18 protein-coding genes and 1 pseudogene are annotated in these 25622 nt (G+C 38.2%); 5 read left to right on the top strand and 14 right to left on the bottom strand.

Annotation, left to right across the window (positions count from 1 at the left end):
- Window positions 1-2 precede the first annotated feature (2 nt).
- The 11 genes and pseudogenes from IWC72_RS01685 to IWC72_RS01640 form a co-directional block, all read right to left on the bottom strand.
- A complete protein-coding gene (locus IWC72_RS01685) occupies window positions 3-1145 on the bottom strand; it encodes a PepSY-associated TM helix domain-containing protein (protein ID WP_194528622.1) in 1143 nt (380 codons plus the stop codon).
- 50 nt (window positions 1146-1195) lie between these two features.
- Window positions 1196-3595 carry a TonB-dependent receptor gene (locus IWC72_RS01680; RefSeq protein ID WP_194528621.1) on the bottom strand — a complete coding sequence of 800 codons (2400 nt, stop codon included), beginning with the start codon at window positions 3593-3595 and terminating at the stop codon, window positions 1196-1198.
- A gap of 309 nt (window positions 3596-3904) precedes the next feature.
- Entirely contained in the window at window positions 3905-5311 is a 1407-nt protein-coding gene (locus IWC72_RS01675) for an alkaline phosphatase D family protein (protein WP_194528620.1), read from the bottom strand.
- A 60-nt stretch (window positions 5312-5371) separates the two neighbouring features.
- On the bottom strand, window positions 5372-6451 hold the full coding sequence (locus tag IWC72_RS01670; protein ID WP_194528619.1) for a polysaccharide lyase family 7 protein: 1080 nt from the start codon (window positions 6449-6451) through the stop codon (window positions 5372-5374).
- Between the two features lie 248 nt (window positions 6452-6699).
- A complete protein-coding gene (locus IWC72_RS01665) occupies window positions 6700-7140 on the bottom strand; it encodes a hypothetical protein (RefSeq protein WP_194528618.1) in 441 nt (146 codons plus the stop codon).
- Between the two features lie 144 nt (window positions 7141-7284).
- Window positions 7285-7950, bottom strand: a complete 666-nt coding sequence (locus tag IWC72_RS01660; protein ID WP_194528617.1) for a hypothetical protein — start codon at window positions 7948-7950, stop codon at window positions 7285-7287.
- 30 nt (window positions 7951-7980) lie between these two features.
- Window positions 7981-8463 carry a hypothetical protein gene (locus IWC72_RS01655; protein ID WP_194528616.1) on the bottom strand — a complete coding sequence of 161 codons (483 nt, stop codon included), beginning with the start codon at window positions 8461-8463 and terminating at the stop codon, window positions 7981-7983.
- 153 nt (window positions 8464-8616) lie between these two features.
- A pseudogene (locus IWC72_RS20440) lies at window positions 8617-9348 on the bottom strand (STM4504/CBY_0614 family protein); the annotation flags it as partial.
- Window positions 9349-9360: 12 nt separating this feature from the next.
- The gene (locus IWC72_RS20220; protein ID WP_226979461.1) at window positions 9361-9546 is read right to left on the bottom strand and encodes a hypothetical protein; all 186 of its coding nucleotides are present in this window, start codon (window positions 9544-9546) and stop codon (window positions 9361-9363) included.
- 233 nt (window positions 9547-9779) lie between these two features.
- Window positions 9780-10760: a hypothetical protein gene (locus IWC72_RS01645; RefSeq protein WP_194528615.1), complete on the bottom strand. Its 981-nt coding sequence runs from the start codon at window positions 10758-10760 to the stop codon at window positions 9780-9782.
- Window positions 10761-10914: 154 nt separating this feature from the next.
- Window positions 10915-11559, bottom strand: coding sequence for a hypothetical protein (locus IWC72_RS01640; RefSeq protein ID WP_194528614.1), 645 nt, complete (start codon window positions 11557-11559; stop codon window positions 10915-10917).
- Window positions 11560-12346: 787 nt separating this feature from the next.
- On the opposite strand from IWC72_RS01640, the gene IWC72_RS01635 reads away from it, so the two are divergent.
- From IWC72_RS01635 to IWC72_RS01615, 5 genes are read left to right on the top strand one after another with little or no spacing between them, the layout of a single operon-like run.
- On the top strand, window positions 12347-13102 hold the full coding sequence (locus tag IWC72_RS01635; protein ID WP_194528613.1) for a trypsin-like serine peptidase: 756 nt from the start codon (window positions 12347-12349) through the stop codon (window positions 13100-13102).
- 42 nt (window positions 13103-13144) lie between these two features.
- Window positions 13145-14161 (top strand): peptidoglycan recognition protein family protein, encoded by a 1017-nt coding sequence (locus IWC72_RS01630; RefSeq protein WP_194524519.1) that lies wholly within the window; start codon window positions 13145-13147, stop codon window positions 14159-14161.
- 28 nt (window positions 14162-14189) lie between these two features.
- Window positions 14190-16934, top strand: coding sequence for a S8 family serine peptidase (locus IWC72_RS01625; RefSeq protein WP_194528612.1), 2745 nt, complete (start codon window positions 14190-14192; stop codon window positions 16932-16934).
- Between the two features lie 11 nt (window positions 16935-16945).
- Entirely contained in the window at window positions 16946-18733 is a 1788-nt protein-coding gene (locus tag IWC72_RS01620) for an amidohydrolase family protein (protein WP_194528611.1), read from the top strand.
- A 13-nt stretch (window positions 18734-18746) separates the two neighbouring features.
- Window positions 18747-19235 (top strand): hypothetical protein, encoded by a 489-nt coding sequence (locus IWC72_RS01615; RefSeq protein WP_194528610.1) that lies wholly within the window; start codon window positions 18747-18749, stop codon window positions 19233-19235.
- Between the two features lie 3 nt (window positions 19236-19238).
- Here IWC72_RS01615 and IWC72_RS01610 read toward each other — a convergent pair whose 3' ends face one another.
- The 3 genes from IWC72_RS01610 to IWC72_RS01600 are packed head-to-tail and all read right to left on the bottom strand — an operon-like array spanning window position 19239 to window position 25590.
- Window positions 19239-20567 (bottom strand): hypothetical protein, encoded by a 1329-nt coding sequence (locus tag IWC72_RS01610; protein ID WP_194528609.1) that lies wholly within the window; start codon window positions 20565-20567, stop codon window positions 19239-19241.
- A gap of 31 nt (window positions 20568-20598) precedes the next feature.
- Window positions 20599-21372 (bottom strand): matrixin family metalloprotease, encoded by a 774-nt coding sequence (locus IWC72_RS01605; RefSeq protein WP_194528608.1) that lies wholly within the window; start codon window positions 21370-21372, stop codon window positions 20599-20601.
- 18 nt (window positions 21373-21390) lie between these two features.
- Window positions 21391-25590, bottom strand: coding sequence for a cache domain-containing protein (locus IWC72_RS01600; protein WP_194528607.1), 4200 nt, complete (start codon window positions 25588-25590; stop codon window positions 21391-21393).
- Window positions 25591-25622 lie beyond the last annotated feature (32 nt).

Raw genomic sequence — 25622 nt, 5'->3', positions numbered from 1 at the left:
TGTTAACTCTGCTGAAGCATAGGCATTTTTTCTTTCTTTTTGTAGGTACGACCGTACCATAAAAGTACGCCGGTTACGGGAAGTGTCGCCGTTAAAAGACTTACTAGAAAGGCAATAATTTTTCCTGGAAGACCACCAATAGCACCAATATGAATGTCATAGTTCATCCTCAAAATCTTATCGGCTATTTTGCCATTTTTGTATTTGCCGTAAATGCTGGGTGTTTCTATTTCTTCTAGCGTGTTTTGGTCAAAAAACCGATAATCGGCATCGTAGAACAAGCTTTCACTATTTGAGACTTCAACGTAGATACTTTCGTTTTCAGAACTAGGGTAGTGCAGTTCGTAGGCCGTTGCTTCTGGAGATTCTTCCATCAACTTAACGATCAACCTATCCATCGGTTTTGCTGTACTGTCCGTTACCGGTTCACTGGTATTTTCAGGAATAATAAAAGCGGCTTCTTTATCTCCACCTATGGATTTATATACGCCGTACATCAGCCAATTGTAGGACATCATAGAACCGGTGAAGGCCAATATCAAGGCCAGGGAACAAATATAAAACCCTACTACAGTATGCAAATCAAAGTTTTTGCGTTTCCAGCGTGTGGACTTTTTCCAATCGAATTTTAGGCGCTGTTTTAGGTTTTTGCGCTTCTTAGGAATCCAGATAATAAATCCGGAAATGATAATAAAAATGAAAATCAGAATAGAGGCACCTACCACTTGCTCACCAATTTCTTTGGGCAACCACAGTCGCATATGTCCCTTTAAAATAAAGGCAAAAAATCCGGTCAGATGGTCGTCAATCTGTATCACTTCTCCCGAGTACGGGTTCAGGAATACACTGCTATAGAACTCCGGTTCCGGGTCGTAAAAAATAACCTCTACAGCATCATCTGCTTTTTTAAAGAGCGTGCCGTGAACATGATGATCTGGGAGAACATTTTGGGCAATTTCCTTGGCTTGGGTGGGCGTTAGAATCGCTTGGTTCTGCGGTTCCACTTTTTTATACTGATCATACGTACTTTCAATTTCTTCTCTAAAGGACCAACAGCAACCGGTTATGGCCACAATAAAGACCACAATACCTGTGGTTAGACCTAAGATTTTATGTAATTGAAATGCGAATTTTTTAAAAGTCATACCTGTAATTTTAAAGACAACCCGCTGGGGTTGCCTTTATGAATCGTACTTTAAAATTTAAAACTGAGCGTACCTAATACGGTTCTTCTTTGTTGTGGCGTTACCGTACTCCAACCGGAATAATAAGAGGTGTCCGCTAAGTTATTACCTTTAATGCTAAACCTGTAACGATCGGTTTCATAATATACCGATGCATTGACAATGGTATACGAAGGGATGTAAAAACTACCCGTAACCGATTTGTAATCTGTCATGGTATCATACTCCGAAGCACCATTAAATCCGGCGCCTACACCAAAGTTCTTAAGAAACTTATAGTCCGTCCAAAAATTATAGGTGATTTCCGGTCCGGATTCGCCATATCTATTGCCTTCTAATCCTGGCGCGGAAGGTGAATCTGTTATTTCGGAATCGTTGTAACTAAAACCGGTGTGGATGTTTAGACCTTCAATTGGGTTGGCGTTTACTTCAAGTTCAATACCCTGACTGTTGATTTCTAGGTCTTGTGTTTGCGTTGCCCAATAGTATTTATTGTCTACGTTTATGTTGTAATAGCTGGCCGTGGCTTCTAGTTTATTGTGGAATAAACTAGATTTTACCCCAATTTCAAACTGGTTCGCTTCTTCCACGTCATACGATTGTAAGCTAACATCGCCCGTGGCAAAGTCGGTAATGTATTGCGGATTTACATAAGAAAAGCCGTTTTGGTAATTGGCAAAAATGGACAGTTCATTAAGAATAGGTTGAAAAACAATCCCGAATTTAGGAGAGAAAGTAGACTCCGTATATTCGGTGTCATCGTCCGTATCGGTCTGCTGGTCGCCTTCGTAATCAAATCGGTCATAACGTACACTGGCCATAACGGATAAGGAAGGTATAATATGGATCACATCGGAGATGTACGCCCCAAATATATTCTGTCGCACATCACTATCCACATTTCCAGAACCGGACAAAGCGGTACGTAAATTTTCGGCACTGATTTCCGGCTCACCATAGATAAGGTCGCCCTGCAGGTTTATGGAATGCAGATAGCCCCAGTTAGAGCTGTTATCAATAATTTTAGAGTCCAAATAATCAAAACCTACCAGCAATTTGTTCTCTAGATCGCCTAGGTGAAAGGTGCCGTTAAAGTTCTGTTGTAGATTTAAGGTCTTTGTTCTGGAGTCCGTGTCCTGTACGTTCAAGCTAAAATTCTCCGTTCCTACAGGAGCGGCGGGGTCCGTGTAATCGGCAAAATTCCATAAATAGGTATAATACCCCAGTGATTTTGCTAGACCGCCGGCAATTAGGGTTTGGGAAGACCAGTTATCCGTTATTTTCCAAGCGATTTCTCCCCTGTAATTCTGTGTAATATTGTCTATGGTCACATCATTATTGGTGAAGGATAAATGGGTATCGTAATTGAGGTCATCAATAGAATTAAAGGCCAAAGGACCATATCGGTTTAAGAACAGGAAAGTTTCATTGGTCTGTTCGTTGCCCGAGGCTTCATAGGAAAAGTTCAGCGAGAGCTTGTTATTCACCTTATAGGAAAGTGAAGGCGCTATAAAAACCGATTTTTTAAACCCTGCATCCTGAAAACTATTGTCTTTTTGGAATCCACCGTTTAAACGAAAGGATAGCTTTTCACCATCGGAAATATTAACGTCTACATTCAGTTTGGCAAAATCATTGGAACCTCCGGAAACCGTTATTTCCCCTCCGGTACTATTGTACGGTTTTTTGGTAACGATATTTATGAGACCGCCATATGAGGTAACCGTACTACCGAATAAAGTTCCGGACGGCCCTTTGATCACTTCAACACGTTCTACGTTAGACGGGTTGATAAAACCATTGGTAATACCGGCCACACCGTTTACCAATTGCGGTTGCACTGCAAAACCACGGCTAGAATAATATCCTGCACCATCGCCACTACGGCCCGTAGATGACCATAATTGCGAGATACCGGCAGCATTTGCCAAAGCATCTGAAAAGGTGTTTACGGATTGGGAAATCAGTATTTGATTGGTGATGGTGTTGTATACCTGCGGATTCTCAATATTCTTTAGCGGCATTTTAGAGACATAGGCCGTTTCTTTTCGCGAGAACTTGTTGCGGCGTTCCGCTTCTACAATAACTTCGCTCAAGATTTCATTTCCTTCGTATAGCACAATGGTAGAGAGGTCTACACTTTGATTGTCCGTAACGGAGAATTTAATTTCTTGGGTCTTAAAACCCATATATGAAAGGGAAAGGATGTAATCACCATTGGAAAGGCTATTGATTTCAAAAGCACCCTGATCATTGGTTTGGGTGCCTTTTAGGGTGTTTTTGATAAGCACATTTACGCCCATTAAGGGAGCATTGTTATTGTCGGTTACGGTTCCACGCACTGTGGCACTTTGTGAAAAACTGAATTGTGACAGCAACAGTAGGGTTAAGCAGGATATAAAATATTTCATGAAGTTTATTTAGACTTAATATAGATAGTTCCATTTTCGACAAATGTATCTACCAACATTCAATTTGCCAAATTATTTATATTAAATCTAAATAGTGAAATATAACTGCTTGGTTTTGTGTTGCTAAATCGATTTCATTTCTTGAGATACATCTTGAAAAACTGAAGTTGAAGTTCCTTTTACTGCAAAAATTGGGTGTGGTCAACTACCTCGGAGCATGTAATCTCGATTATCGAGTAAAAGATTAAACGCACCCCTTGGGATGCGTTTAGTACAATGTAATCATCAAAATTTAATGGGAAGGAAGGTTTAGACCTTCTCTTTGATCACTTCCGTGTTCACTACGTTGCCCTCCACATCATAATGAATGAATTCTATGACGGCCTCTGTTTTTTCTCGGTATACTTTCACGGCTAAAAATCCGCCATCTACACGTAGAAATTTGTGCTCGGGACGTTTGTCTTTTGGGTCCCAACCTTGCGCATGGTAGGAGCTTACGGGACCTTGGCTAAATTCCCGTAGTCCAGTTTTTGGGTCTACGGAAACGTACTGCCAATGCCTATCGCCATTGATTACAAATACATTTTGCTTCGCCAGGTAAGCGCGCAACCATTTTCCTTCTGTGGCGAAGGATTCATTGGAGTGATTATCAAATTTACCTTTGGAGCGGTCCGGACCTACTACGGGAGTAGGGGAGACCAGAATTTTAAAAGTCGCATCCGAAGCTTCTAAAGTTTGTTTGAACCACGCAATTTGCTCCTCGCCCCAAATGGTTTTTTCTTTTCCATCGGGAGATTTGTTATCGCTTCTGAATTCCCGTACTTCAACATTCCAGATCTGTAGGTCTTTGCCCCATCTAAAAGTTCGGTAGGGCTGGTCAATAATCGGTACTTGCTCGCGCCAGATGGCCAGTCCGTCTTCATAACTTAAATCCCCAAAAGAGGTGGAATACGGGTTGGCATCATCTTTCAATAGGTCATGATCGTCCTTTTGAAGGTAAGCGGGCGTGTTCCTATAAAAATCGGCTAACGAGGGCCATGAGTTCATGGCATGCCACTTATGCCTTGCCAGTTCCACGGTGGTTGCCATAGGCCCGGGTTTGTCATAATACACGTAATCTCCGGTTTGGCAATGAAACAACGGATTCAGCCTCAGCATACTATCGTAAATCTTAAAACCACGCTTTGGGTCATCATGCGACCAATAATACTGACAAGTAGAAGCTGTAAATAATAGCGGTACGGCCTCATTTGCCAAAGGAGCCGTTGTGAACTTTCCCTGAATAGTAGCCACGGGAGCCTCTTTATGCTTTCGTCCTTTAATTTGTACCGTGTATTGGGTATGGGGATCCAGCCCATTAAAACTTCGCTTAAAAGTGAAATCCTTATAGGCGGATACATCTTCCCAATCCGTAGTGATCGTGGTGTCCTTTGAAATTAAACGGATTTGCACCTGACCCGCAGAACCTGCTACTGCCCCTTCCATTTTGGATATGGGCATGCTATCATCAAAATCTTTGGGCGGATGGAATACCTTATCTTGTTGCTCATGGTATACCGCTACCGGCTCTGGCGATTTACAAAGCCGAGTAAGTAGAACCGCCGAAGAATCGGTGACTTCCCCAATTTTGAAACCGGTAGTAAAATAAACCTCGGAATTCTGCTGAGCGTAACCACCGGTAATGCCAAATAAGAGCAGGGTCAATAATAGTCTCATGGGTAAGGGGTACAATTTTAAATTATGGTTTCTCTGATCGGTAATTTTTCTAATTCAGAACTACTCCGTCTCAGGAGGCGTACCCGCACCTACCGTTGCATTTTTAAACCATACTTCTGCATAGCAACCGTTGGCGTATTGCTTTTCTATATCACCGCCGTAGGTTTCAGAACCCGTATACCAAACGATATTATCCTCCGGGTTTTTACCGTTCGTCTGGTTGTACGCCCCTTGTTTAAAATAATTGATTTCTCCCGCGTAGGCATTTTCGCGCTCCGTACCATCACGGCCTATAGCTGCGTACAAGGTTCGTATTTGTTGCGGAATATCAGATGATTTTACAAAGTCGGATTTTAATAGGTTCTTCGTGAATTTTACCGTCTCATGGCCATCACTTTCAAAAGTAAGGTACATGATGCCTTTGTAGACATTTATTTCATAACTGAACTCTTCGCCCAGCGCAATGCCGTCTTTGGGTTCTTCAGGGTATTCGGTGGCACTTGGTCCAACAACGGACATATCATGGCCCCAGATCGCAGAAGAATAATCCCATCGTTTAGAGTTGTCGCCTGCCGTATTAATTTCATAGTTCCAGAAAACGGAACCTTTGGTGTGGCCGGGAAATTTTTTATAAAAGATTTTTATCGGTTCGTTTTCGTGGCCTTCATCACTGTGAATTTGCCCTACAACTACCGAATATGATGCCGCAACCCGTGCATCACCGGAAGTGGAGACATGCTGCACTTTTAGCGTGCCCGTTAGTTTGCCGCCCGTTTCCGGAATCCAATGTTCCTTTTGGCCCAGTTCCGTTCGGGTATTGCTAGAGGTTCTTGAGGTTACCCCGGAATTTGGTGTTTTATACACCACCCAATTGGTAGTGCCATCATTTTCTACATAGAAAAAATCTTTCTTTTCATAGTCTACCAGCTCATCGGATTTGGTGCCATCGCCTAAAAGGATTTTCCATTCGTCCATAAAAGGGATGACATCACTTGGGTAAGTGGTGGCTTCTGCGGTTTCTTCTTCTGAGGTGGTGGTCTGTTCCGTCTTTTTGGCGTTGTCCAAGCAACTGGTGAGTGCTAGGGTCAAGGCTACCGTTACAATAGGTTTTAAGACGTGTTTTAGTGTTTTTTTGTGCATTTTTTAGTGTTTTTGTTGAGTTTGGACCCCTAAAAGCACATTTTATATGTTTTTAAAGGTCACAGCTGTAAATAGACACTAAAAATTTGAATTAGCAAAAATTAGGGTTTTATCTTTTGGTTTTTGGAGGGGTGTTTTATGAAGTTAGCGATGTCCTAAGAAGGGTAAGTCTACAATTTAAGTTCGTTCAGCAGGTTTGGCACGAGCGGGACGCTCGCGCTAGCAGAGTTTGATTATCTTAAACTGAATTAATAAATAGGACTGACAAATCTTTTTTCTTTTTCATTATTCCATTGTACTTGATATGTTTTACCATTTATTTGGTCAAGTAATATATAGTTGTAAATATTTTCAGTAGGGTAAAGTGTAAATCTGCCGTTTATTTCTTCATCTGTCCATACAAGAGAACTTGAATTTAAGATTAGTTCGCCTTTGTAGCCTTCTTTGGATATACTAAAGTGTACTTGCCACATTTTTCCATTTCGTGTGTCCAATTTAATAAAAGTCCAATAGTTGTCAGTTGGAAATAATTTGTAAATAGGAACTTTTAATTGTTGAATTTTAGTTTGTTTTTCAACTAGTTTTTCTGTCTTTTGTATTGTGCTTAAACTGTCTCGCTCCGTTTGTCCATAAGTATGAATAAAAGTTAAAGACAGAAAAGAGATTAGTATAAAATTTCTCATTTTCATTTTCTTGCTTTAAGTTAAGTCATCGTTGACGCGCAACGTGTTTGTGTATGGTTTCGTTGCGTGTTTAAGCATTAAAGTTAGCAAACAAATCACAGATAGAAAGTCCGCGAGGACTTTCGTAAGTAAGCTATAACTAGCAATGAATTATCCACGTTGTTGGTAGTAGTTATTTTTTAAAACTAATTTCATTTTTTGCAAAAAGTCATTATAATCAGATGCAAATTGTTCTAATTCAACCTCGAATGCTTGAATTTTTTGTTTTTTGATTTTGTTAAAATGATTGTAAAATCCAATTATCTTCGAATTCGGTTCATAGGTTCTATACCAAAGAGATTCCGTATTTATGAATGAATGTTTTATTGCATTTCCAATTCCGTTCAAATGTTCAAGTAATACTTGATAATCCTTAAATTCCTCAAAACCATTTGTGAAATTATTACTCAAAACTGCACCTATAGAATCTAATTTAATTTCATCTGGCCATTCTCCATAAATTTTTCTTTCATAAAGCAGAGAGTTCAGAGCAATAAGGTCATCAGTTGCAATTTTAAGTTCAGTACAAAATCGCATTTTGATTATTACAGGCCTATTAGATTGTTCTGAAGAAACAAATTCTCTTTGCTTCTTTAAATTCCTAATTTTCGAATCTAGTGTCAAAATCTCATCAATAGTTTCGTTCAGAATATTCAATTTGGTTAGTATAAATCCATACTTCAAATGAAGATGTCCGAATGGACAATCAGATTCCCAATCAGGAAGTTCATCTGCATAAAGCTGGTCTCCAAATTCAAATGCTTTGATATGTTCCATCTAATTACTGTCTAATGAAGTTGTTTTTTATCAAATTTCTTTTTCTACTTCTTGAAGTAATTCGAGGTATTCTGATAAATATTCGTGCGCATTTTTTGTTATAATTTTACCAGAAGAATTCATAACATTAACAATACTTGTTACTTCCGTTTCAACTTTTTTTGCAGGTTCAGATTTTGAAGGAGGTTTTATGCTTATTTGATGAGTAATAAGTGTGTGTGCAAACCCGTTCCGTATAGAAGCTAATTTCCTGATTTTATTAATCGTTGAGTTATCAACTCCGATGTTTGCGAGTATTTTGATTTTGGCTCCGATTGTTAATACAGAACTGTTTAGAACGACTGAAGTAAATAATTCTTTATTATCAGGCTTGAAAAAATCAAGTATAATATTATTTATTCGTTCCTCTATTCTAATGAAACGTTCTATTACCCAACCTTGAACTTCAGCTTTATTGAAGTCTCTTAATCGTTTTTTAGCCAGTTCCGAGAAATTTATTTTTTTTTCACTCATCTTCGTTTAATTACTGCCAACGTTTATGTATAAGAATAGTTGCGGGTTTGTATGCGAGGATTTTCCGAAGGAAAATCAGATGTAACAAACACGCAACGACCTTTGATTAAGCACTAAACCGCATTTATTTTGATACGGTGTTAGGCACAGTATTTATTCAATTCCACTTTGTTTTATCAGGAAAATTATATTCGTTCCAGTCAAATTCAATCCGTATCTAGTCATTTCATCATCCACTATTTGTGGCGTTTGACCTTGTCCGTGTCCTCCTAATTTATTTCTAATAGTTGGAATTCCACTTTCAAGTAAGTTTTGCAATGAAGTGAATTGATTCTGTGTAAAAGTCGGAACAAGTTCGTTTTGAAAACAAACCTGAATTAATTTTCTAGCTGTATCTCTGTCATTAAATTCCCATCCTTTCTCTTTACAAATAGTTTTCATAACACTTTCCAATGCTTTTAAACATTCTGTTAAGGATTCCTTGTTTCTGCCGTGTCGATAATGTTCGTGAGCTTTTAAATATTCTTCATTGGCACCTTGAAACTTTCTATTCCAAAGTAGCGAAATTGTCGGTTTAGTTATTTCTGAATGTGTATAAGTTGAATCAACTCGAATAATTTCTCCACCATCAAAAGAATATCCAATTCCCTCTTCTTTAAATCTATAGTTTAATTCACTTATTGCATCATCTGGATTTAATTTTGGTTTGGCATAGTAATTATATTCTCTATCTGTCCTGATTATTTTGTCAGCATATTTAAAAGTTAATTCTATAACATCGAGAACTTTATCATTTTCTTCTGTTTTTAGAAAGAAGTTTAAGACTTGGTGTTCATCTCTTTCATTATAACCACGTTCTCCTAATTCAAATAGTCCATATTCCCTACAAAGTGTTTTTTACATAAACTCGTAAGAACTTTGAATTTTATCGTTATCTCCGTAGATGTCTTCACCAAACATATCTATGATTATGTGGACGATTTTTACTCTTAATCCATTTGGAATTTGGTCATAAGTAAATGTTTCAGGTATTTCTCCTCTTAATCTTTTTTGTCGTTTAGAAAATAAGTCAAATATGGGCATTGTTCTTTGGTGTTGTTTATATTGTGCCTAACGTCTAGGCTATGACAAATAGTGCAGGCAAGGAAACTCTTCGTTTCCGTCTGGTCTACGAGCCAAAGCTTTTTGTTTTGTAATTATCTTTATTTTTTTTATTGCCAAATCCAAAAGATTTGGCGGACTTAGTAAATATGCCCAAGCCTTTAAATTCAGTACTTAACGCCCTATTTGTTATAGCCATTGTTATGTAAAGTTTTTTACAGTTCAACTTGCTCTAGTCCCATACTTAATCCAATAGGATAACTAATGTCCGCCCATTTATAATTGACGTACATTTCATTTGGACGTTCATTTATTTTTAATCTCATAATTATAACTTCTTCAATTTCACTTTCTAAATCAGTTAAGAATCTTTCATAAGCAATATCATTTGCAACTAATATCAAGTTGTTTGACTTTTTAAATCGGTTGATATCATCCATTATTTGAAAGCAAACTAAATCATTCGAATAGCTTACGAATATTTTAACCGAAATCTTTTCATTAATATAGAAGTTATTTTGTTTGTTGTCAATCTCCAAAACATTAATGAGGTCGTTGTAATTACTAACATATAAATAACAGGCAATTTCATTTTGATTTTGCTCAAATCGATTGTATTGCACTATAATATTTCTAACAATATCGTGGAGTTTAGGCTTTTCTAATTCACGATTCCAATATTTAGAGTAAAATTTATTAGTCTCTATTATTGATTCTTTTAGGAAAAGTCCATCTATTATAATAGATGTAAAATTTTTCTTTTTAAATTTTTTAAACAGAAGTTTTAATTTAATCGCTTTAGTTTCATCAAAAGTGTATGCAGTTAACTTTTTGCTTAATGTTGAATGTGAAATATATAGCGTAAAATCATTATTATTTTCTCTGAAGATCTTAAAATCCTCTTCGAAAATGCAAAATAGGTATTCCTCCTTTTGCTGATCAACTATATAAATGAAAAGTACGAAGTTTTCGTTTACATATGATTTGGGGATTTTTACATTGGTTGACTTGTTAAGTTTTCTTGACTTTGATTGAATTTTGATATAATTTAAAGTCGTAGAGTCAACTTTTTGAGTGATAATTAAATCAGTTCCATCTTTATCATACGAAAGTTCAGAATGAGTATCAAAATCGTATTTTAATAATCTTGACTTAATGTAACTTTCTCCAAGTTTCTCGGTTGGTTTATTATCCACAATTTTGGATTAAATTTTACATAACGTTTATGTATAAGATTAGTGGCGTGTTTAAGCACCTAATTTAGCAAATCAAACAACAGATAGAAAATCCGCGAGGATTTTCGTAAGTAGGCGAAAACTAGCCATTAATTTTATACTTTATTGGGTGTAGTTATTTTAAAGGATTAAAATTTTCTAAATATTTCTGAATAAACAATCTTATTTCGTGTACCTGTTCTTCAACTTGAGAAATTCCACAATTGTTCTCATATAATTTATCATTTATTCTGTTATGTACTAATGCAGAAACGTGTTCATATTTACCTTCATATTTTCCATTGGCTAAATCTTGTAAATGCTTGTTAATTTCATCAATGTGAATTCCGAAAATTTTTTCCGCTCTATTTTCAAGATGCTTTATTACTTCATTGCGTATTTCTTTTGGTAAAAAAGGGTCAGATTTTATTCCTTGAACGATTGCTTGAAGTCTATCAAAAACTTTTGGTATTCTTATTCCAGAATGAAACTCCTTTTTCTTTAATATTTGCTCTTTATTTTTTTCAAATACTTCGTGAGTTTCTTTTAGAAAACCCTTTAAAGTATCTCCATTAGCCCAATAGTTTTCAGATTTTGGGTCAAACTCGGATAAAAGTTCTTGAGATAGATTTTCAATTTTGTCAAATGCTCGTTTGTGGTATTCCGTATTTACAGTATTCAATAGTCCCTTTTTCGCACTTAAATAAGTGAGAATTCCTAAAGTTCCTGCGACAACATAAAATGTTATCTGTACTAATTTTAAAATTTCGTCTATTGTCATTTTTTTCTAATTACACCCAACTAATGGATACAAGGCATATGCCGTATAACCATCATATATAGGGTTAAATAAGTTGCTTTTTTAGTGTTCATAGGTCTTTTAGATAATATTTTCCTGTTCCTGGTTTCGTGAAAATAGGGATGGTTAAATGGTATACTACAAATATCTCCGTTTTGAATTGTACAGCCTTACGTAAAAGCGTAATCTCAAAAAAAACAGGGTCAAAATCTAAACGAAAACTGGTGTTGCAATCAATAGCATCATTTTTATTTTTCACTCAAACCCCAACATCCTTTTCCTACAGTTTCTAAATATCGCAAAATTGCGATATAAAAAGCAAGTGTCCCTTTTACAATTGCTGGTATTCTGACAGTTATTCGACAAAACGTACGAATTTACAGATGTAGGACATCTATTTTTAAGATTATCGCAAACGTATTCTTACAAAATTAGGGTCTTGCTATTTTGGGGTACAACTTCTGAATTACCCCTGTTATGCTTCAGAAGAAGTAAAAGCGTGTAAGATAATTTTGTCAGTTATACGTAAATCTATACCAGCTATACAATTTTAACTCCATATACATCAGTTGGTTAGTAGATTTAATACATAAGAACTTCCCCCGTCAGAAAAGACAATTTTTCGCATTGCAGTTGTATAAAGTGTGAGCCCTAGTGCTGAATTTGTAATTCGGCTATTTGGCATTCTACCCCTGTCCGTACTACAATGTTTTGCGAGGCTCGTGAGTACGAGCGCACCACGGTACACCTATTAAAAATAGTTATAGTTATGGCAGAAGTAGTAACACCCCAATTAGAAGAAGAACTCATTTTTCATCAACTGAATGATGAAAAACAACCCATAGATGAGAAAGAAATCACCCTACAATCATGGATCGAGCGAGACGAAGATTTATCTAACGAATCCGTTTGCGGAATTGACCAGCGCCAAAAAGTATTGGCAACCTTGCAAATGCCCTATATGGCTATTTGCAAACTGTACATGAAAGCCAAAAACGGACTGAATTATGTGGGTTCTGGGTGGTTGGTAGCGGGAGACCGTTTGTATACCGCTGGGCATTGCGTGTACAATAAAAGTTCTGGCGGATGGAAAACATCAATTATTGTCATACCCGGTAAATGTGGGTTTTCCGAACCTTACGGTAGGTATGAGGCAACAGAGCTTATGGCCACCAGAGGGTGGATAGATGATTCCTCCACACGGTATGATATGGGCGCCATTAAGTTAGACAGGCCGGTATGCCATAACCATTTCATTACCCCAGCTATGGAAGACCCCAATATTGCCGAGATCTGCGGATATCCTGCGGATCGTGACAATGGTATTTTTCAATATAAAATGTCGGACAACTTGGTAAAAGAGCACGGCCGGTTTTTATATCAAGCAGATACGTTCGGTGGGCAAAGTGGGAGTCCGCTTTTAAGGAACAGATGTGTTGGTGTGGGAATTCACAACTATGGAGGTTGTCCTAACAAGTCCTCAGATTTGTATCAAGAATTTATTGACGGGGTTGCCAATTGGTAAACCCGTAGGCATGGCACATTCCTAATCTCAAAAACAAGGCGTATGAAAACATTGCGTAAAGGCAGTTTTGATTCTTCCGTTTCATTCTTAAAAAAACTATTGGGGCGGTCAGGGTATCCACTGGAAATTTCTTCGGATTTTGATGCGCTTACACATGATAAAGTGGTACAGTTTCAACGCGCCAATTTTCTGGGTGTAGATGGCATTGTAGGTAAAAACACCTGGCAGAAATTAATGCTTACCGGCTATGATTTTGGCTGGGGTACCACAGATTATATCCTTGAAGATGATGAGTGGATGCACGATTACACGGAGAAGGATACCATCTATTTACATCATACCGCAGGCCTGCACAGACCGGATTATACCATTGGTTGGTGGGAAAACGATAATAAACCGGGTACTTTAAATAGAGTAGGCACCTCTTTTGTTATCGGTAGAAAGTCCTTGGAAGGCGATGATTTATTTGATGGGGTCACGTACCGAGCGTTCAGTGAGTTGTACTGGGCGCACCATTTGGGTACCAAATTAAAGAACAACAAACAACTCAACCAGAAATCAATAGGTATTGAGATTTGTTCTTTAGGTCCGCTTCAAAAAAGCGTTTCTGGAGAATTTTATTTTCAAGGAAATTCAAAGAAAATAGCCGTGCCAGAATCTGAGGTTTGTCAGTTGAACACGCCTTGGAGAGGACACCAGTATTTTCAGAAATATACCGCAAAGCAAATTGCGGAATGTGAGCGGTTGATACTCACGCTTGCCAGAATTTTTGATGTACCCATTAGAGATTTTAAATATACCAGTTCTTGGTTCGCTATGAGTGAAGAAGCACAAACGGGCGCACCTGGTGTGTGGACGCATTGCCATGTAAGAGCCGATAAAACAGACTGTTTTCCGCAACCGGAGTTCATAGAGATGTTAAACGGACTTTTTACCAAATACCAAGATTTTGAATTGGATTACGCAGAACTGGAAGCAATAACAATGGGAGCACCCAATGAATTGAACAAGGCAGAGTTGGACCATTATGCTGTGGATTTAGAGTTGATTGAGAATTAAAAAATAACCATTTGTAACGCTGTACATCATGGATGATAAATTAAGGGAGTTGGCCGAAGAGTCCTATGCTAATTATTCAAGTGTCTTAAATGACATTGATAGAATAAAAACGGATATAACCCATGTTCGCCAAGGAAAGGTAGAACTATCTGAAATACAAACCGATACCGAGCGACTATCCAATCGTATTTCCCGTGAGGGAACAGCGGAACTTCAGGCGTTGGAGCGTATTAATGGGGAGGCCAATTTTCAGGATATCCGTATTATTCAGCGTATCGTAGAATTGTCTCGGGCCGTGGGTAGAATTACTACCAATTCCAGATTGGGCAACACAGGGCACGGCACCGGTTTTTTGATAGCCCCAAACCTTATCCTTACCAATAATCATGTGTTGGGCACGGCGGAAACGGCAAGCAATTCTACCATTCAATTTAACTACGAATTAGACCAGCAAGGAAACCCCAATAAATCGGAAAGTTTCAATTTGCTACCAGAGGAATTCTTTATGACTTCGCACTATAAAAAAGATGCCGGTGACCCGTATAGCGGTCTGGACTTTACTATTGTTGCTGTGGAGAAAGTGTCCAATGAAGGAACACCGATCAGTAATTTTCCTGTTGCCCGATTGGATAAAAAACTGGGTAAAATTATAGATGGGGAGAACTGTGCAATCGTGCAGCATCCAAAAGGGGATTACAAGAAAATAGTCATGAAAGACATCCGCATGTTGGTGCTTAAAGATGACTTTCTAATTTATGAATCGGATACGCTTCCCGGTTCGTCCGGTAGTATGGTCCTTGGTTTAGGAACCGGAGAAGTAGTCGCCCTGCACCACAGTGCCGTACCCAGAAAAAATAGACACGGACAATGGCTGAGAAAAGACGGATCCGTAGTACAACCCGGAGACCCGGATAATATGATAGATTGGATGGGGAACGAAGGCATTCGCATTAGCAGTATTCTGAATATGATTGCGAAAATTCCCGTCAGCAAAACAATGCAAAAATACAAGTCGTCTTTGGTCAGTGTTTTAGATACAAATGTGAGTTCAACTCCTGTTCATACCGAAAATAGAACTACACCATCAAAACCGTATGCTATGAATCGTTCAGAAAGTACAACCAATCAGACCCTTTATTTTGAGATACAATTATCCGGAGTCAAAGAAATGCAAAACGACTGGAAGCAAAACGCAGCCAGTTTGGTTCCCGGTCTGGTGCTTAGCGAGCCTTTATACCCGATGTCTACAGAACAGGCCCACAGACTTTTTTATTACATACATGTGCAGTCTGATAAAACCCCATGGGAAGTGGCCGCAGAATTGGAAGGGTTGCCACAAATAGATACCTGCACGCCCGATTTGGAAATGTCTACGGATATCAAACCCGGACATTATGGGCGCTGGTCCGGTAATGAAAGTTTAGAATCACTAGATGACGGCACAGCAGATTGGGATAAGAGTGAAGGTGATTTTAAAATCCGCTGGGCAAATGCCAGTTTGGTAAAGGAGTTTATTCCAAAAGGGCAGAGTGGCGAATATAGAAAATGGAATCTAAATGCGACCAACGCGAACAATCTGAAGGATGTTAAAGCATATGACAGTTTAAAAGCAAATGCCGATAAAATAAGACTGATACAATTAGATACGGGCTATACGGACCATTCCAAGGTTTTGGGTGGGTACAATTTACTGCACGACGAAGATTTTATAGATGGGGAAGATGCTAGGGATGAAATGAGCATGGGCATTTTAAAACAGCCCGGTCACGGCACCCGTACCGCAAGTATAATTATGGGGAACAGGGCTAACGGCAGAATTGAAAATGACGGAAACCAAGGGGTTGCCGTTGCAGAAGAAGAATCATTGGTAAAGGTAATTCCGTATCGGATTTCAAAATCCGTGATTTTAATCGGTAGAGGGCGCAATTTGTTCAATGCCGTTTCTCAGGCCATTAATGCCAATGCAGATGTTGTTTTTATGTGCATGGGCAGTTATCCGCGTCCTATGATTTATAGTATTGCCAAAACGGCCTATGAACGAGGGGTTATTTGGGTATGTGCGGCAGGTAATATGGTAGAATCCGTAATTGCTCCGGCAGTGTATCCAGGTACTATTGCCGTAGCTGCATCCAATCCAAATAACGAACCTTGGCGGTATACATCGTACGGCCCAGCGGTAGATATAACGGCACCCGGCGAAGATGTGTATGTACCTTTTAAAAACAAAAAGCAAGAAGATATAATGGTATTTGGTTCGGGTACGAGCTATGCTACGCCACATGTGGCTTCTGCAGCATCTTTATGGAAAGCTAAAAACCTTAAAAACCTGAACAAATTCATAGAAAAACCGTGGCAAATTGTTGAGTTGTTTCGGAAGCATTTAAAAGAATCTGCCCAGGATGTGGTGGATAATAGAGAATGGGACCAAAAGCGATTTGGAGCAGGTATTTTAGACCTGACGGCTTTGTTGGATAAAGAAGTAACCCCCGAAGAAATTAAAGGGCTGAAGAATGCTTATGCCGGCAAGGAGAGCCGAAAAGAATGGGATTTAGGGGTGCGCGAGACTGTACATTTTTTATGGAATACTGCCAGAAGAAAATTGACACCTGGGTTTGAGAGTTCAACCCTACAAGATGCCTTGACCGAAAGAGCACGGATCAGTGTAGCTGCCATGTCTGGAAGACCAGTAAACAAGGTGTTTGAAAGCTATGCCCAATTTGATGAAGATCAAACGGAAAAATTGTTAAAAGTATATTTTGAAAGTTTCAATTAAAAGCAAAAATTATGGATAATTATTTTGACCTTCATTTTCATCCCATGGCAAAAAACCACTTGGCACCAAAGCCAAAAGAGTCGCATTCAAAAAAAGCGAATGCAGCCACCATGCCCATAACTATGACCAAAGCTTTTAAAGATTATACAGATGAGAATGTACTTCGTAGGCTTGAAAGTCAATGTTGTATTGATTACCTGAATGAAGCTCCTGTACGGTACGGTATAGCCGCTATTACAGCTATGGAATTTGGGATGGCTTCCAGCAAAGGGTTTCTGGCCGATGTATTAAAAAGCTACCTTAAAAAACCGTTGGATGATGCCTATTTTGATGCGATTAAAGAAGGGGAGGTTTCTTATCTAAATTTGTTTCTGAAAGAGGTGGCATTATATCTAAAAAATAGAAATTTAGAAAATAGGGAACCACACACAAAAGGAAGTTTAAATCTTATTGCCAGGCCTTCTAAAAATACAAGAGAAGCCGTGTCAAAAGCTTTGCCAAATTTGGTGTTCGCTATTGAAGGTGGACATAACCTTTGTATGAAAAAAATAGGGAATGCCCTTGATTATGATAGTTTTGAGGGATTGGAAAAAGATGCATTTTTTGACCCAACTATCGCCATTTCCGAAGACAATAGAAAACCACAGGAGGTACTTAAAAAGTTGTACAAAGCTTTCCGGGATTATGGGCTAGATGTACTGTACCTAACGCTTACCCATTTAACGCATATACCGGAGCAACATTTGGCCACACATGCTTATGGAACCAAAAACCTCAGGCATCCGTCTTTTTATCCTTTTGGGAATGGATTAAGTGAATTGGGGGAAGAAGTAGTTAGAACAGCCTATAAATTAGAAGCGCCTACCAAGAAAAAGGATGATGCAGGCGTATTGATAGACATCAAGCATTTAAGCCTGAAGTCCAGGGAAGATTTATACGCCTTACGAGAGAAAGAAGGTTTTGGTAAAATTCCATTGATTGCTTCTCACGTTGGTGTTACAGGGTATTCCATAAGTGATTGGAAGCATAATCTTGAAATTGAAAAATGTGCGAATCACGTAGATCAAGGAATAAAGACCGTGAAGCTATACACACAACCCAAAGTAGCAGGATATTGGGGTGCTGATGCCAACACGGAATTCAGTTTTCATCCGGGAACCATTAATTTAATGGATGAAGATATTATTGAAATTGCCAATAGCAACGGACTTATTGGAGTGGGGCTAGATGTGGATATATTGGGATACAGCACAAAATCAAAACTTCAAGAAGATGTGTGCGAGTTTATAACCACGCCAGATTTTATCCATTACTTCCCATACACGAGTATTAAATCAATAGACTATGCCAGTGTAGAGGAAATACAAGCGGAAGAGTCATGGTTAGAACCGTCAAAGAAAGAAGTGCATCCGCTAAGCTTTTGTTTTAATATCATTCACATTATGGCGGTAATCGGTTTAAAGACCAAGTTTCAAGATGCACCGGAAAAGTTTATTTGTATAGGTAGTGACTTTGATGCTTTTATTGAGCCGTCCAATATATGTAGTGATAGCAGACAATTTAAAAACTTAAAAGCCTGTCTGATGAAATGGTTGCCCGTTGCCGCCAAAAAATATCAAAAGGTGAATGGCGGAGCAAAAGATTTGTTCGATTTTACCAAGAAAAAGAAAGAGTTAAATGAAGTTGTAGTAGGCATACTCTATGAAAACGGGCGTGAATTTTTAGATAGACGTGGTTTTTTAGAGGGCTTATCTGAGCCCAAAAAAGGGGAGACAAGCACTGAAGCCGAATTAGTTTAAAATAGAACTCACCATGCCAGATAAAACTAAAGTAACTACAGGTAGCTTTCCTGAACCAGCTACCAACCCTAAAGGTTGGTTCACTTTTGAAAATATGATTGCACTTGCCGTTCTTATAGCCTACGGCATTTTTATCTATTTTTTAATAGGAAAGGTAGATAGTGGCGACCCTAGTTGGAGCCGCTTAATTTATTTGTTCTCGGGTGTAGAGGCCATTGTTTTTGCTGCGGTAGGGTTTCTATTCGGAAAAGAAGTAAACAGGAAACGCGCTGAAAAAGCAGAAATCGAAAAGAAAGAAGTAGAGGAACAAAAGGAAAAAATCAAAGACGAGAAAGTAGCGGAGCACAATAAGGGACTCGTACTTGGTGCAATGATCATGCAAGCGGAAGGCGGTCAAAATAAGTCAATGGAAAATCGGGGTCTGGAAATGGAAATGTCTTCAGGCGAATTACAGGGTATTGCTGCAAAAGCAAAACAGCTGTATCCGGAGTTGGATACGTAACTTTTATTTTTTTCGCTCTCGGGTAAGATTATAGGTGAGTCCAACATAGATGCCCCATTTGGATTTTTTATAGGTTGGTGCTGAGGTGATTTCTGCGGGAACGTACACATTTCCATTTTCACTTTTAATACTATTAGAGAGTACATCTAGGCGCGCTAACGAAGCTCCGGCATTTATACCTATCAGCTGCTCTCTGCCGATTAATACTCCAGCCCCAAATAGATATCGGGTAATCCCGTCTAGAGGTGATACCGCTGCTCCGGCATTTATTCCACCTCGTAGTCCAGCTTTAAACTGATAACTAAAATGTGCCAGAGCCCCAATGGCAACATCAAAATTGCTTCCGTTTTCTTCTAGTATTCGGTTTCTTCCATCATCTTGATCTTCCAAATAGTACGATTTTTCGTTGAGGTTGTTATAAAAGAATCCCGTTGAGAAATCGAACTTAAAACCACCTTTCTTTGTGAAAAAGTCGATTTTTTTAGTAAAAATAGTATCGTTCGTAAACGTATTGATCAGCGTTATTTTTGCTTCCATAACGTCTTTAGATGCCTTTAGTAATTCTGGAAATTGCTCGTAGTTCTTCATCTCCGTAGAACCCACAAGAAAATCAAAATACCTTAAACTGGTTTCCAAATCTATAGTTTCGCTCAGAACCTCCAAATAGGAAGAGTATAGAATTAATTCATTGGCCACACTAGAATCTATACTCAGGTCAGAGTTCTCAATAAGCGTTTTATAATAGTGTTTTGCACTTTGAATGTAATGGTAGGATTGGGCCACATTGTTTCTTAAGACATCATAATCTATATTTTTGGGCTTTAGGATATCTGCAGTTCTATTAAAAACTTGGCTGAGTTCCCGTAAATGAAGTTGAGCTTTCTTTTGGATGCCTTTCACCATATCCAATGTTCTAAATTCCGTATTGTCATTGGAGACTTCATAAAGGGTATTGGCACGTTCCGTAAGTGAATCGAGTTTTTTAACATGTTCTAACGCTTGCTTGTAAACAAGGTTATATTTGGGGCCAGAACTTTCTTGAGATATAAAACCTAAAATACCGGAATCAGGAATTTTAAGTAAAAGCGATTTTAGTAAATCCGGTGTGCTGGAGGTTAAACTGTAATCCGTAGTTTCAACCACAATCTCAACAAAGGCAGTGTTAATACCTAAGATTTTTAAATCATAAAACTCATTCGCATTAAGGTCGTCCGTACTTACATGTTCTAATTCTTTTTTTGCCAAATCGGCTTTGAACGTAATGGTTTCCTGTGCCTCAATTGAAGAACAAAAGAGGCACATAAACCATACTATTGGTATTATTTTTTTCATGAGGGGTTCTTTTAGTATATAGTTTTGTCTGTTATACCACAACAGCCGTGTTGATGGTATGAAAAGGCATGACCAAATGAATGGGTGTACCATTAATATCCACTATACATTTGTTCCAGGCCATTTCATAGAGCTTTTTTAAATCCCTAATATCTTCTTCGGTCATCATACTTTCTGCACCGTAATTCATGATAGAAAAAGGTTTGTGTTCGCCAAATATTTCCGATGGCCATGCCTGCTCACTTATCTTGGCGAAAAAATGGCGAAGCCCAAAAATATGCCCCAATTCGTGCATCATGGTCTCTAGTTGTTCTTGTTTACTCTGTTCGAACATTTTTGGATATATCACCAATTGATGTCTTCCGCTATCGGGAAAAAAGGCGCTTGCCAAAACACACCCATGGGCATTACAATTATCGGACGGCGACACATGTATCTGAAAATCTGAATTGTCTGCATTTTCATTAAAGCGAACGGGTACCGCATCGCCCCAACCCAATAACGCCTCACCCAACAGTTCCCGAACATAGGTTTTTATACCTTCAGGGTTCTGATAATAATATAAGGCAGTTTCGTCAAAAGTCCAACGTAAAACCTGATGTTGCGCCCAAAGGGGAATGAACCCTTCACTGGCATCCACCAAAATTTCAAGCGGAGATCGGTCCCCCGGTGTGGAATGGCCTGAGCGGTCCGTGGCACAAATAAAGTTATCCCCGTATTTGTGTACGCCAGATTGCCCGTTTTCCATTAATTCTTCTTTGCTTTTTTGAGCGAATAGCTCTTGTGAATTTGTTTTCTTTCCCATGATATGTGTATTTAGTTATTATAATTTTTGACCTCCAGAGGCCAATAGTTTACTTATTAGAGGGATTAAAACGCCTAGTCCGCCCAGTGTGCCAACCAGCGTTTCAAAATCTTTTAGTAGCTCTGGTTTCCCTAAACCAATGAACACGATGACAGTTATAATCAACAGATAAAATAGAATGCGTGTGTTGGCCCAAGTACCTTTTCCGCGGTTCTTGTTTTCTAGTCGTAAGGCTTCATTTAATGACACTGAAGTCATTATAAAATTCTTGAAACTGTAATTGAAAATCTTGGGCCTATAATGCCATACCACCAACCCTTTCTTCATTAATGAAAAAAGTGAGTTTCTATTTTTTATATTCATAAACCCATCTTTAGCTAAATCATATAATAAATAGCGTTCACGTGTAGGTAAGGTGTTCCAGATGTCATTATAGTAGCCATGCGCTAAGTTTTGGGTATGCATTACCATGCGTTGCCGGTCTAAGCGATGCGGTTGATTTACCGCATATGGCGTATCATAAAGTGATTTGACCAATATTACAGGAGCCAAAGTGGGCAGGAATTTGCTATACCCCAATTCATCAGTTAGAATATCAATATCATCTGAAGATGGTTTTTGAGCACTTTGGAGACCAAAATTGAGTTGTTTGGATACTTTTTTAGTGTTTTTTGTAATGCCAATTAAAATTTGGGGAAACGCACTTAGAATATTTCGCCATGAATTGAAGTCGTCTTGAAGACTTCCCAAAGAACGTTCAGCTTCTTCTTGAGCGGACTCATACATAGAAAAAATTTGGCTGGGGTATACTTCGGATACCAGAATAATACGTTTTCGCTGTGAAATAAGAAATAGGATAATCCGGAGTTTGGTATGGTTGGCATCAAACGATTTTATGTTATGCTCTAAATGTTCTATTACAAAAGCTTCGTAATCGTCATGGTCAAAACCATTTGAACTTTTATGGTGTGTACTAGAAAGCACACCTAAGGTTTCCGAAATATCAGAACCCATGGCAATATTTTCTAGCTGTAGCATGGAGAGGGTTGCTATTTTTAGATAACCGGCATCTACCAAAATTTCCTTGGCAAAGGTTTGCTTTCCACAAAAAGGAGGTCCAATAAGGAGCAAACCGGAATTTGATTTTTCGTCGTGAAGAATTTGACCAAATTTTTCGATGTAGCCTTCTTCCTTATTGGTGTCAAAATCGTTAGGTTTTAAATGCCTGAACCGAAAAGCGAAGAAACGGTCAGAGAAAAATAAAATCAGAGAAAATAGAATAGCCAAAATAATAATAAGACCTATGACCACTAAAAGAATGAATTTAGGCGGTAGAGAGCCCGTTGAGTTTTTTAGACTGGAGTCCGCTATACAAATCGCTTTATTGCTGTCTAAATAATTTAGGTAAAAGGTGTTGGGGTTTTCTTCACTAGCCCACGAGAAATCATGCGCATATTCATAAACCATTCCTTGAAATTCAGCTATGCGAACGTCATAGGTTGGGCGTATATGCCATAGAAAATCTTCTAGGTCTGTGTTTATTGAAGCGTTTTTAGAGGTTTTGGTATTTGTTGTTTCCTTTAGGGTAAACGTCTCGTGATACTGACCTTCATTTAAGTGTTTTTCGTGAAGCTTTGCATATTCATCTTCTTGACCGGTAAAGGCAGGGAAACTGGTTTCTAGTTCTTTTTCTTTATCCATGAACCGTCTTGCCATATCAATCTTATCTGTCTTCGACCATATTTTATCATTTAAAAATTTGGCATTCTTGAAAATCAAATAAGCCGGAAAAACGGTAGACAGAAGCAACCAACAAAATAGAAATAGGGCATACCAATAGCTGTAGCCAATGCGTATGTTCCTGTTTTTACGTCGGCTAAAGTCACTCACATTTTTAATTATGGAATGTACTTTACTGTGAACCTTGGTAATGAATTTTGTTTTTTTTGATGACTTATTAAAGTAAATCACAGCTAAACAAATGAACTGAAGAATTAGGGAAGGAAGCACATAACTAATCTCATTTTCATTGACTTTACAAGTGAGAATGTTGAGGAAAATTATGGCTAACAATAGTAAAATATCGCGAACCTTAAACTTAAAATCGTTGTTACCTCTATGAGGGTGCAACGTGTAGAATATGATTAAATAGGAATAGATACCAAGAAGGAGACATAGAATATAGGCTGTAGTTGGTGGTATAAGAAAACTAATGCCAAATGCAATGGTAATAAGCCCGGTTAGTAGAATGGAGAGAATAATATAAGAGTCTCTCAACTCTTTTTTTGGAGTTAAAAACTCAAATAAGAATCGGTCGTATTTATAGAGTCCCAACTTTGGGTTCTTGATAATAAGGGATAGGATAGTAATAATTAGAATTAAGGTTAACGCTAATACAATACCAATACATGAAAGGGTCAAAACTTCGGAAATTTTGGTACGAAGAAGTCCTATATCGTACAGCGCAATTACACTAAGATTAGTGTTTGCTACGGGCCTGATACTGTACAATTGGCCTTCATCTCTATAGTTGACCATGCCTTTCGTTTTTATTCGCGCCAGCATAGCAGCCTCTATTTTTTCTTTGTTTCTACTTACATATAGAAAATTTTCTAGGGTAGCTCTTCCTTTTTTGGAGTGAAACCAAACTTCGCCAGTTTCATCTACCAAGGCAAATTGAAAACCAAAGGGTAAAATAGCCTCGTGTAGTGATTTAAGTTGAGCAGCACCTACCCTGTAACCAGAGACGAGGTCCTCTTCATTTTTTAATAGATATATAGCCTCTTCACTTTGGTCCTCAATGGAGACCACAGGACGCATAACATATTTGATTTTGTTCGCGGATGTATTTTGAAACCAAAGGTTTTTAGAATTTACGTAGTCCGTATAGTAAGGTCGGCTTCCGAGGTTTATGGTGTTTTTAATATTGTTTTTATCAATTAATCGTACATGGTACTTTACAGCGCCGGTAGCTGCATCTATTTTAGAAATAAACTTGTGGTTTTCTCTGTAGATTCCATTTGCCTCGGAAATAGGAATAGATATACTTTCGCCGTTTTTTGCGCTAGCTAGAGTGTCTTTAGCTTTTAATTCTTCATTTGATAGCGACATCTCATAAAGTGAGGTGACATTACTGGTGTTTTCGGCTTCAAAACTGGTTTTGATTTTTTTACTCAAGTCATCCAGTTGGTCTGGAATTTTATAGTAGTAGTCATAATAATGGTTGGTGAGAGAGAAGAAGACAATTATTAAAATAGGTGCACCAATAATTACCGATATGCCAGACAGTATAACGTCATTACTTGACAGGCGCTCATCTTCAGCAATAAATAACATTTTAAAATAGGGCATTCCAAAAAGGCCAAGGAGTAGGAACGTGGTTAACAGAGCAATTATCCATGGATCTAATTTTCTGACGGCTTCATTGTAACGCTCTGTCTCTACAAGTCCAAAAATTTTAATATCATAATGTACGCGGGTATCTAGGTCCGTTTCATAGGTGTATTCACGTCCAAAAAGCTGATATACTTCATCATCCTTTGGTATGCCAATGGACATGCCAATGTTAAACGGATTGAGTTTATTAAGGCTGTCAGGTAAGATAATCCGCCCCTTTAGCGAGCTTAATTCTATAATTGAATCCGCCTGATTTTTTTCATTTGATTCTGCAGATCTTTTAAAAACGACAATGTATTCATCAAACTCCTGATCAAAGAGTGTACTCTCACTTATTTTGTGTTTTAGTGTATTCCATACTTTGGGTCTTATCTTGTTCTTGGTGATAGAATCTCTTTGTTTTATTAGAAGATGGTCCTCTTTTTTTTCTTGATTTTTTGACTCAGATTTTTTTGAGGTTCTATTCACCAGAGACATTTTCTTAATCGCTTCCAATGAGTCATTCCACTGTAGGTCTGTTAACTCCTTATGCTTTGATCTAAGTTCTGTAGTTACCTCTTTGCTCGTAGAGATAGTATTGTACTCCGTAGAATAATACTTCTGGAAATCATTGTTAAGCTGCTTGGTAATAATGTCAAAATTGGCATCTAGACTGTGAAGTTTAGACTCGCGATAATGGTGCTCGTTATTTTTAATGTGGGAGTAGTAAATAGCAAAGAACAGCCCAATAATTATAAAAGCCACGGTAAGTAACGTAAAGAGCCGCTTATTGGCTGTAAAGGGTTTACGTAGAGAATTTCCTAAAGAAGACGTGGCGGGCATAGGTTCTGCAATAAGAATTAGAAAATGAGGTG

The sequence above is a fragment of the Zobellia roscoffensis genome, from assembly GCF_015330165.1.
GTDB lineage: Bacteria > Bacteroidota > Bacteroidia > Flavobacteriales > Flavobacteriaceae > Zobellia > Zobellia roscoffensis.
Note: the sequence above shows the minus strand (reverse complement) of the source record. Positions and strands in the feature narration are given on the sequence as shown.

Coding starts and splice junctions, on each gene's coding strand:
- IWC72_RS01665 (WP_194528618.1), bottom strand. CDS start 7,140: ATGAAAATGAGAAATTTTATACTAATCTCTTTTCTGTCTTTAACTTTT.
- IWC72_RS01655 (WP_194528616.1), bottom strand. CDS start 8,463: ATGAGTGAAAAAAAAATAAATTTCTCGGAACTGGCTAAAAAACGATTA.
- IWC72_RS01615 (WP_194528610.1), top strand. CDS start 18,747: ATGCCAGATAAAACTAAAGTAACTACAGGTAGCTTTCCTGAACCAGCT.
- IWC72_RS01680 (WP_194528621.1), bottom strand. CDS start 3,595: ATGAAATATTTTATATCCTGCTTAACCCTACTGTTGCTGTCACAATTC.
- IWC72_RS20220 (WP_226979461.1), bottom strand. CDS start 9,546: ATGCCCATATTTGACTTATTTTCTAAACGACAAAAAAGATTAAGAGGA.
- IWC72_RS01630 (WP_194524519.1), top strand. CDS start 13,145: ATGAAAACATTGCGTAAAGGCAGTTTTGATTCTTCCGTTTCATTCTTA.
- IWC72_RS01685 (WP_194528622.1), bottom strand. CDS start 1,145: ATGACTTTTAAAAAATTCGCATTTCAATTACATAAAATCTTAGGTCTA.
- IWC72_RS01635 (WP_194528613.1), top strand. CDS start 12,347: ATGGCAGAAGTAGTAACACCCCAATTAGAAGAAGAACTCATTTTTCAT.
- IWC72_RS01605 (WP_194528608.1), bottom strand. CDS start 21,372: ATGGGAAAGAAAACAAATTCACAAGAGCTATTCGCTCAAAAAAGCAAA.
- IWC72_RS01600 (WP_194528607.1), bottom strand. CDS start 25,590: ATGCCCGCCACGTCTTCTTTAGGAAATTCTCTACGTAAACCCTTTACA.
- IWC72_RS01675 (WP_194528620.1), bottom strand. CDS start 5,311: ATGAGACTATTATTGACCCTGCTCTTATTTGGCATTACCGGTGGTTAC.
- IWC72_RS01620 (WP_194528611.1), top strand. CDS start 16,946: ATGGATAATTATTTTGACCTTCATTTTCATCCCATGGCAAAAAACCAC.
- IWC72_RS01660 (WP_194528617.1), bottom strand. CDS start 7,950: ATGGAACATATCAAAGCATTTGAATTTGGAGACCAGCTTTATGCAGAT.
- IWC72_RS01625 (WP_194528612.1), top strand. CDS start 14,190: ATGGATGATAAATTAAGGGAGTTGGCCGAAGAGTCCTATGCTAATTAT.
- IWC72_RS01640 (WP_194528614.1), bottom strand. CDS start 11,559: ATGACAATAGACGAAATTTTAAAATTAGTACAGATAACATTTTATGTT.
- IWC72_RS01670 (WP_194528619.1), bottom strand. CDS start 6,451: ATGCACAAAAAAACACTAAAACACGTCTTAAAACCTATTGTAACGGTA.
- IWC72_RS01610 (WP_194528609.1), bottom strand. CDS start 20,567: ATGAAAAAAATAATACCAATAGTATGGTTTATGTGCCTCTTTTGTTCT.